The 5349-nt window shown below is 64.9% G+C and carries 5 protein-coding genes and 1 pseudogene; all 6 read right to left on the reverse strand.

Annotated elements, in window-relative coordinates; translation table 11 throughout:
* Window positions 1-328 (reverse strand): annotated as a pseudogene (locus I0Q12_RS09720) (ATP-binding cassette domain-containing protein); the annotation flags it as partial.
* Window positions 329-402: 74 nt separating this feature from the next.
* Window positions 403-1152 (reverse strand): ABC transporter ATP-binding protein, encoded by a 750-nt coding sequence (locus tag I0Q12_RS09725; protein ID WP_307846152.1) that lies wholly within the window; start codon window positions 1150-1152, stop codon window positions 403-405.
* Between the two features lie 52 nt (window positions 1153-1204).
* Window positions 1205-2560, reverse strand: a complete 1356-nt coding sequence (locus I0Q12_RS09730; protein ID WP_197251729.1) for an ABC transporter substrate-binding protein — start codon at window positions 2558-2560, stop codon at window positions 1205-1207.
* Window positions 2561-2654: 94 nt separating this feature from the next.
* Window positions 2655-3455 (reverse strand): alpha/beta fold hydrolase, encoded by an 801-nt coding sequence (locus tag I0Q12_RS09735; protein WP_197251730.1) that lies wholly within the window; start codon window positions 3453-3455, stop codon window positions 2655-2657.
* A 67-nt stretch (window positions 3456-3522) separates the two neighbouring features.
* Window positions 3523-4257 carry an alpha/beta fold hydrolase gene (locus I0Q12_RS09740; protein WP_197251731.1) on the reverse strand — a complete coding sequence of 245 codons (735 nt, stop codon included), beginning with the start codon at window positions 4255-4257 and terminating at the stop codon, window positions 3523-3525.
* 9 nt (window positions 4258-4266) lie between these two features.
* A complete protein-coding gene (locus I0Q12_RS32535; protein ID WP_307846146.1) occupies window positions 4267-5100 on the reverse strand; it encodes a FadR/GntR family transcriptional regulator in 834 nt (277 codons plus the stop codon).
* Window positions 5101-5349 lie beyond the last annotated feature (249 nt).

Below are 5349 nucleotides of genomic sequence, written 5' to 3' on the forward strand. Positions count from 1 at the left end.
CGACTTCCGAACGGGAACGGCGCAGGAATGCACCCGCCGCGAGGTTCTCGAGCACACTGAGGTCCTTGAAGGTGCCGCGACCTTGCGGCACCATCGCGCGGCGCGGAATCGCGATGGTGCGTGTCGATTGGCCCACCAACTCCTCACCGTCGAACCGGACACTGCCCGAGGCGCGGACCACGCCGCACAGGGCACGCAGGGTGGTTGTCTTCCCGGCACCATTCGCGCCGAGCAGGACGACGACCTCGCCGCGGCCCACCCGAAGTGAGACGTCGTGCAGAACGGGGACCGGACCGTACCCGGCCCGGATCGACGCGACCTCGAGCAGCGCGTCCGCGGCGGGCTGCGTCGTCGAGTCCTGCTCGACGTGCCCCGCCGGTTCCGATTCATTCGTCGTCATGGTCATTCGGCCTTCGTTCCGAGATACGCTTCGACGACGCGTGGATCCTGCGCGACTTCACGCGGCTCACCGTCGGCGATCTTGACTCCACGATCGAGAACCACGACGTGATCGCAGTTCCCCATTACCAGGCCCATGTGGTGTTCGACCAGCAGGATCGTCAGGTCGAGCCGGGCGCGGAGCGTGACGAGCTCTTCTGCGAGTTCGTCCACCTCACTGTGGATCAACCCATTGGCCGGTTCATCCAGAAGCAGGAGGCGGGGCCGGGATGCGAGCGCCCGGGCCAGTTCGATCCGTTTGAGCGTGCCGATCGGCAGGTCTGCCGCGGGCCGATCCGCGAGGTGCGCCAGTCCGAGCTCCGACAGGACTTCGTAAGCGCGCTCACAGATCTCACGCTCGGCGCGCCGGGCACCGATCCCGGTTGAGGAGCGCAGCCAGCCGATCCGGGACGGGCCGCGCACACCCACCGCGACGTTGTCGAGAACGCTCAACGTCGGGAACAGTGCGATCTCCTGGAATGTCCGGGCCATACCGAGCTCGGAAATTCGATGCACCGGCACCGAGAGCAGATCGTGGTCACCGAAGAGCCGCACCGAGCCGCTGCTCGGTTCGTAGATGCGAGTCATGATGTTGAACGCACTGGTCTTGCCGGCGCCGTTCGGACCGATCAGCCCACAGATACTGCCGGCGGTGACGGTGAAGGTGACGCTGTCGAGGGCCTGGATACCACCGAACGACAGACTCAAGTCCACTACCTCGAGGGCCGGCGTCGCTCCAGTGTCGGAATTGGTCGTCACATCCATGTCACTGTCCTGCGCCGGCAACGACGTCGACGCCGGTGTCGGTCCAGGACTTCGCGGAGGCGTCATACGAGAGGACGGTCCCGTTCCCGACCGGATAGGGCCGCGCGCCGTTGACAACGACCTTGTTGCCGTCGAAGTTCATCGCCAGGTTCGTATCGGTGGACCAGACGGCGTCCATCAGGGCAGCCCGGGTCAGTCCGGCTTCCGACTTCGCGGCGCGGCCGAGCTGTTCGACCAGGAGGGCCGCGAAGCGATAGCCGTCGGCCACGTACGTGGATCGCGCGTTGGCCGACGGCTGGAAGGCGGCCATGTCGGCCAGATACGTCTTCACGTCCGCGTTCTCGGCATCTCGGGTGCTGGCGGGGTCGAGCGAGCTGCGCACCGCGAGGACATTCGTGGCGAGATCACCGAGAGGCTCGAAGAACTGAGTGGTGTCTCGGCAGGCAAGCGGCATCATGATCGGTCCTTTGAAACCGGCACGACGTGCTTCGGACACGAGCTGCGTGCAGAATGCGCCGCCGGTACTGGCGACGATGACGTCGGGTGAGGCCGCGAGGATCTCGCCGGTCTGATTGCTCAGCGACACCGCCGTCGAGTCGTGGGTGGTCTGCGCCACTACGGTGGCGTTTCCGCCCTTTATGGCCTCGGACAGTGCGGTGGACGATGCCTTACCGGTGTCCGAATTCCATACCAGCTCACCGATTTTTGCTCCCTGCGGGAAGGTCTTGGTCAGATAGTCCACCGTGGCCTGACCCCAGACCTCATAGGGCAGGAAGTTCGACGTCGACCACTGGTGTGCCGCGGGATCGTAGAAGTCCGGAGCGCCGGAGGAGACGTAGAGCTGTGGTACACAGTTCTTCTCGTACATTGCTCGCGTCGCCTGGGACTGCGGTGTGCCCAGCTGCAGGATCGTCGCGAATACCTTGTCCTGTTCGATCAGCGACTTGACATTGGCGACGGCCCGCGCGGGATCGAGTGCGTCGTCCTTCGTCTCGAATCGGATCTTGTGACCATCGACGCCGCCGGCGGCGTTGACCTTGTCGAAGTAGGCGTTGGCTCCGCCGAGCGTCACCGCAGACGAGGACGCGGGCCCCGACATCGCCAGCGAGGTACCGACGACAATGTCGGCCCCGTCGGCGAGGGCGGCCGTCGCGTCGGGCGGGCAGGCTGAGCTGTCGACGGTCACGGTGTCACCACTGACCTCGGCGCCACCGCTGGAGGGCGATGATCCGCTCGTCGAGCAACCGGTCAGGGCGAGCCCAACGACTGCGGGCAGTGCGAGGCAGGCGAGGGCCCGGCGAGGGATGATTCGCTGACTCGAGGCGGCCGTCTGGGCCGGGTCGTGTTGAGTGGGCATGGGTGTCTCCGTTCGAGGACTCGAGGAAGAGACGTCGACGATCCATCCGGGTGTATCGTCGTGAGTCTCGGATGTTGCTGGTGTTGGTTGGAATTCAGTGCGCGCTGGCAGTCAGGTCGGCAAGGAAACGGATGACGATGCGCTCGTACTTTTCCGGCTCCTCCGCGAATCCGTAGTGCCCGACGCCGGAGAGTTCGTGGTACTCCGAGTCGGTGACCAGCTCATGGATCCTCCGCAATCCCGCTGGGGGGCAGGCTGAGTCGAGTTCACCGGCAATGACGAGGGTGGGCACCGCAACCGAGCGCAGCGCCGGGACGCCGTCGTAATCCACGATGGCACGCATCGAGGCCTTGAAAGTGTCCGTCGACATCGCACAGATCACGTCGACGACCCGCTGGACGAGCGGTCCCGATGCGCCCTCACGCATCATCGACACGAGCAACTCGGGGGCGTACTCGGCCACGCTCCGACCGTCCTCGATCGGGTCGATCCGTTCGGCTATGAACCGTGCTTGGTCCTCCGGTGAGAAGGTGTTGAGTCCCGGACTGGTATGGGACAGAACGAGCCCGTGCACACGATCGCCGATCAGGTTGGCCGCGTGGGGAGCGATGAGACCGCCCATGGAGTGGCCCAGCAGCACGTTGCGCTCACCGCCGACGGCCGCGACGAGGTCGGCCAGCGCGTGTGCATGCGCATCGATCGAGCTGTCCTGAGGTATCGGGGTACCGGCATAGCCAGGGCAGTCCCAGACCACGACCCGGTATCCCGCGTCGACGAGCACGTCCCGGGTGTGATCGAAGTAGCGTCCGTCACCGTAGGCGCCGTGCAGTAGGAAGACGGTGGTGGGACCGTCTCCGGTGATGACGTGCTGAGGCAAAGGGGTATCGACGGGCATGTGGTCTCCGATTCTGCGGTGGGTTGTGCGCGCGGGCGGCTCACGGCCGGCGCGGTCGGGAAAGAAGTCAGTGGGCCGTGGCAGAACTGTGCTTCTGCAGCCATTCGGCGAGGACGTCGGCAAGAGCGTCCGGCTGTTCGGCGGGGAGCATGTGGCCGGCTCGGGCCAGTACCCGCATGCTCGCGCCGACGTCCAGTGCCATCGCCTGTTGATCGGGGGTCGGGATCACACGGTCGTCGTCACCCGCGACGACCAACACGGGGGCTGTCGCGGTGCGGAGAACATCGGTGCGATCCGGCCGGTGCGCCGCGGCACGGCTGTGCGCGACAAACCTCTCGAAGCCGTATTCGCGGAGCATCGATCTACGTTCTGCCAGAAGGCGTTCCGCCGAAGCGGCGCCGGGGCCGATGCTGTCCTGGTGATAGCTGACGTCGACAACCGACATCGCAATCTGCTCGTAGTTCTCCGGAGTCAGCTGCTCGATCCGGGCGATCCGGGTCGAACGCTGCTGATCGTTGTCCGCACGGCACGAGCTGTTCACCAGCACGATGCCCCGGATCCGATCGGGGTGCCGCTCAAGCGCCGAGAGAGTTACGTAGCCGCCGAAGGAGTGTCCGACCAGGACGAACTTTTCGGGCAGGTCGGCGACCACCGTGTCCGCGATCGAGTCGATGTCCTCGAGCAGTGGGAGATCCACTGCTCGACCGCCGATACCGGCCGGCAATGCTTCAATCACCTGTCGCCAGACCGACGACGAATTGTTCAGTCCCGGAAGAAAAACGACTGTCTCATTGCCGGGCATACGCGCTCCTTACTGGGTTCGACCCTCCTCTGATCCGACGTCCGTACGGGCGATCGCGAGGATCTCTTCGATATGTTCCGTCATCAGCCGGCGCGCCAGATCTGCGTTGCCTGCGACGACCGCATCGATCAACTCCTCGTGGTGGACGTGCCAGTGACCGGCTTCGCCCGGTTCCTTTGCGAGTAGCTCCGCGATGCCGTGTTCGCCCGTTGTGAGGGAGCGCATTATGCCCTGCAGCACCGGATTTCGGGTGGTTCCCACAAGCCACTGATGAAAGTCGATCGCAGCGCGGGTTATCCCTTCCGTGGTCCGTTCGTCCTGCTCGGTCCCTGCACGTATGTCCGCGATGTCGTCGTCGGTCCTGCGTTCCGCAGCGGTGGCCGCGATGAACGGCTCGATTGCGAGGCGCGCCTCGAGCACATCCACGAGCGACCGATCCGGCGCGAGGAGGACATCTGACACCCGGACGACGGCCTCGTCTGATGGGCGCTCGGTCAGGTACACACCGGACCCGTGGCGGGCCTCGATCAGGCCCACGGTCTCCAGAGATGCGAGTGCCTGTCGCAACGAGTGTCGTGAGACGCCGAGGGTCGCGGCGAGTTCACGTTCGGGTGGAAGCGCGGAGTTGCGCGGAAAGCTTCCGGAGCGAATCAGATCCAGGAGGTGATCCCGGACCTGGTCGTGAATGGGCACTCGTTTGATCTCAAAAGGCATGTGGTCATCCTCTCGTACCACTCGACACAAATCGGTCGATGCCCGTCTGTGACACCCGGAGTAGTTGTTGATTGCTTTTCTGTTTGACTGGTTGCACCAATCGGAAGATGAGATTAGGCTCACTCGCATCGAAGGTCAACCCGTCACCCACAAATCGACACGGCGTTGCCGACCGATCCCCCGTGCACACGACCGGAACGCCCCCGGCCTTTGCCGGCACCGGCAGTTCCACCCCCCACGAGAACAGACTTCAGGAGTGACAAGACATGACCGTACGACTCGCATACAAGGTGCTGGTCATAACCGGCGCAGGCCAGGGCCAGGGCCTCGCGCACGCCTGGGCGTGCGCGGAAGAGGGCGCGCGGGTCGTAATCACCG

It is taken from the genome of Rhodococcus sp. CX (assembly GCF_015865005.1).
Classification (GTDB): domain Bacteria; phylum Actinomycetota; class Actinomycetes; order Mycobacteriales; family Mycobacteriaceae; genus Rhodococcus.